The organism is uncultured Granulicatella sp. (assembly GCF_938030755.1).
Taxonomy (GTDB): domain Bacteria; phylum Bacillota; class Bacilli; order Lactobacillales; family Aerococcaceae; genus Granulicatella.
The window spans coordinates 1-3170 of sequence record NZ_CALHIF010000054.1; the positions used below are offsets into that span (position 1 = coordinate 1).

Consider the following 3170-nt stretch of genomic DNA (forward strand, 5'->3'; position numbering starts at 1 on the left):
CACCTTCGTTGACGATCCAGTCTAATACGATTTCTACATCTACCTTTTGTTTTTCCAAGAATTCTCTAGTGAAAGTCAAACTATGATCGCAACCGTCATTTTCCTCTAATTTCTCGTCTACATAATCAAAGAGATTCCAAAACAACTCTTCATCCATAGGTAAACTATCTTTAAACGATTGTCTCTGCTTATCTGCATATGCTTTTAACAATTCCTTTTTACGCGCTTTATCCATGATAATAATTTCCTTTTATGAACTTAGCAAATCGATACAAGCACGTTCCCATTAGCGTCTAGTACTTGTTTGTAGAAACGTTTCATTTGCTCGAAATCATGAAGAAGTTCGTCTTTGATTTCCTCCTCTTCCTCATCGTAATCCCAAATATCTGGATATAGCTCAGCCTCTTTGCAAGCTGCCATATCAAAAGATTCAAGAGCCTCTTCCATATCAAACTGCTCTAGAGCCGCCACGATATCTGCTAACTTATCGTGTTCCGTATACGCTAAGTAATCCGATAGTTCTTCAACAGCTGTTATGCCAAGCACAGCTTGGCTAAGAGGATTCTTATCGTCCTTATGGTCAGTGCCTACGCCAGTTAGCACAAAGTGAAGTACATCCCACATTTTATCGATATCAAGCAATAATTCATCATCGTCATTCCACTCTTCAACGCTTTCAAGAATTTCCTCTTCTTCTGAGCCCATGGCTTTAATTTCTTTTAAATTCGCATCGCTTAAACAGCTATAATTTGCAATTAGTCCCATAGCCCATAACCTCCTAATCCTGTAATCTCAGTAGATATGTAATAATCTGCTATCCCCTTAGATATTTAGTACTCTATCTCTCATTTAATACTCTATCTCTGTCAGTAAGTCTAGTAAATTAGCTTCTCCTTCATGAGATTTATCTAATAACGGAATAGCTAGTAAAAGCACTTGCAGTGAGTAGTAATAAAAGCTAAAGAATAAATCATCAGGAAATACGTCTTCTTCCTCATATCTAAGAACATCTTCGTCTTCATCGTATTCTTCAGACCAAAGATATTCTTCGTTGAGCATATCCTCAAAACACGGTAGAGGATCAGCATGTTCCAGTAGAAGACCATCTCGGATACACTCAGCAATCACAGAAAATAGGTCTACCAATTGTTCTGCTAAATACTGAGCTACTTTATTCTGAGTTCTCTCTTCCTGGGCTTTCTTAAAAATACGAAACAAGAAAATCATGGCAAATGGTGTAGCATGCCACAACGTCGATTGATGCTCAATATTCTGTGCTAGCTCTTCACCAGCCGCATTAATAGTTTCTATACTTTCCATATTCCACAATACATCAAGCTCTGTAGGAAAGTCTGTAGCACGGCCATAGGTTGTGGTTAACCGGTGCCACGGTATATCACTGACTTGTACAGTTTCTATATATATTTGAGTGGCTACATCCATCACATCTACTCCCTCTTATTGACACAGTAATTATTGATGAACAATGTCTTTCACCAATTCATACGTTTCTATAAGGCGAAGTCTACCTATTCTTGGCTCATCTGTAATCTCCTCATAGATATCCTCTAGCGTTCCCGCTGGTGCTAGTTTCCATAGTTTGCACGGATATAGTTCAACGGTCCCAATAATTTCCAAATTATTCAGTAACAAACCTAAATCCTTATGGTTAAACCAGCAATCTGTATCGATACCGAAATTTGTATTATCTTTCCGGCAGGCAATTTTGCTGTTTAGAAACTGTTCCATTGTAGGTTTTTCTTTTTGTAAAAGCCGCGTACAAGCTAAATGGTACTCAATTTTCCGCGGTGATTGATCCACCTCAGAAACAAAAATAGTACCATACTCGTTTTCAAATTTAACAGCTAATACGTCGCCCACCTTAAAATAAGGTTCTCTCTTTGTTTTAGATTTACGAACCTTAAGCGGCTTCCAGCTTCTCTGGCGATATTTTTTATTTCAATAATCCCTTCTTCAATTTCAGGAATTTCAAGTTTTAACAGTCCTCTTAAAAGCTCTTCTGATTTTCTTGAAATAAATGTCTTTGTAAATTTCGTATTTTCTTCAACTTCTCCGACAAAAACTTTTATTCTATCCCCTTGCTTAAAAGAATCCACACTTGAGAGCTCCTTTGCGGGAATAATCGCTTCAAGCCCATTAATATCGACATATAAGTTGCCTTTCTCATCGGTTTTTCTGACATTTGCTGAAACAATTGTGTTTTCGATTTCTTTAAATTTGTTAAAAATATTTCTTTTTTCGCATTCTCTAACTTTTTGCACAACAATTTGCTTTGCATTTTGAATAGCATTTCTTTTAAAATTTTCCGCATTGATTTCCAAATCCAAAATATCGCCCAATTTTGATCTCTTTTTCAACGAAACTGCATCTTCTAAACTTATTTCATCATCTGGATTTTCCACAACTTCTACAACTTTTTTTTGTGAAAATACCTTCACATCTCCACTATTTCTATTTATTATAACTTTAACGTTATCCCTTTCCCCATAATTTTTTTTATATGCTGCAAGAAGTGCTGTTTCTATCGTTTCAAGCAGCTCCTCCTTCAAAATCCCTTTTTCTTTCTCTAATTCATCAAGCGCTTCCAAAAATATTTTTTGGTCTTTCCCTTTCACTCTCTAATCCTCCTCGCTATCTAATATTCCGTTGGGTATTTCATACACCAAATTCGCCTTTTTCAATTTTTCCAGCGGAATTTGAACTACTTTTTTCAACTTCACATCAGAAATAAAAATTGTACTATTTTCAAATTTTTCTAATTTTCCAATAAATTTCTTAGTTCCTTCAATATTGCTTTTTGTGTGAACATTAATCTTTTCTCCAGTAAATCGCACAAAATCTTTTTCTTTTTTCAGTTTACGTTCAATCCCCGGAGTTGAAACTTCCAGAAAAAACTTCTCATCTATAAGCTCGTCGGCAATTCCATCAATTTTTCTGCTAAAGTCAATACAGTCATCTAATGTCGTCACCCCTTCTTCCTTTTCCACATAAACTCTCAAATAATTATAACCGCCATCTCGTACATATTCAACATCAGCCAGTTCTAAATTCATTTCTTTCAAATGTAATTCGATTTTCTTTTCAAATTCATTCAAAATTTTTTCCATAAGCCACCTCTGTATCTAAAACTAAAGAGTGGGCTAACCCAC

6 protein-coding genes are annotated in these 3170 nt (G+C 35.7%); all 6 read right to left on the reverse strand.

The genetic code is table 11. From position 1 onward, the window contains the following. Positions 1-235: DUF2695 domain-containing protein (locus Q0594_RS05325; RefSeq protein WP_298730264.1), on the reverse strand; the 235-nt coding region annotated here is incomplete at its 3' end. Positions 236-258: 23 nt separating this feature from the next. Beyond that, positions 259-765 (reverse strand): YfbM family protein, encoded by a 507-nt coding sequence (locus tag Q0594_RS05330; RefSeq protein ID WP_004698303.1) that lies wholly within the window; start codon positions 763-765, stop codon positions 259-261. Between the two features lie 84 nt (positions 766-849). Further along, on the reverse strand, positions 850-1443 hold the full coding sequence (locus Q0594_RS05335) for a hypothetical protein (RefSeq protein ID WP_287541399.1): 594 nt from the start codon (positions 1441-1443) through the stop codon (positions 850-852). A gap of 30 nt (positions 1444-1473) precedes the next feature. Beyond that, complete coding sequence (locus Q0594_RS05340; RefSeq protein WP_298730270.1) at positions 1474-1749, reverse strand: hypothetical protein; 276 nt, start codon at positions 1747-1749, stop codon at positions 1474-1476. Between the two features lie 116 nt (positions 1750-1865). Beyond that, positions 1866-2636, reverse strand: coding sequence for a NusA N-terminal domain-containing protein (locus Q0594_RS05345; RefSeq protein ID WP_298730272.1), 771 nt, complete (start codon positions 2634-2636; stop codon positions 1866-1868). Positions 2637-2639: 3 nt separating this feature from the next. Next, positions 2640-3128, reverse strand: a complete 489-nt coding sequence (gene rimP, locus Q0594_RS05350) for a ribosome maturation factor RimP (protein ID WP_094080390.1) — start codon at positions 3126-3128, stop codon at positions 2640-2642. Positions 3129-3170: the final 42 nt, after the last annotated feature.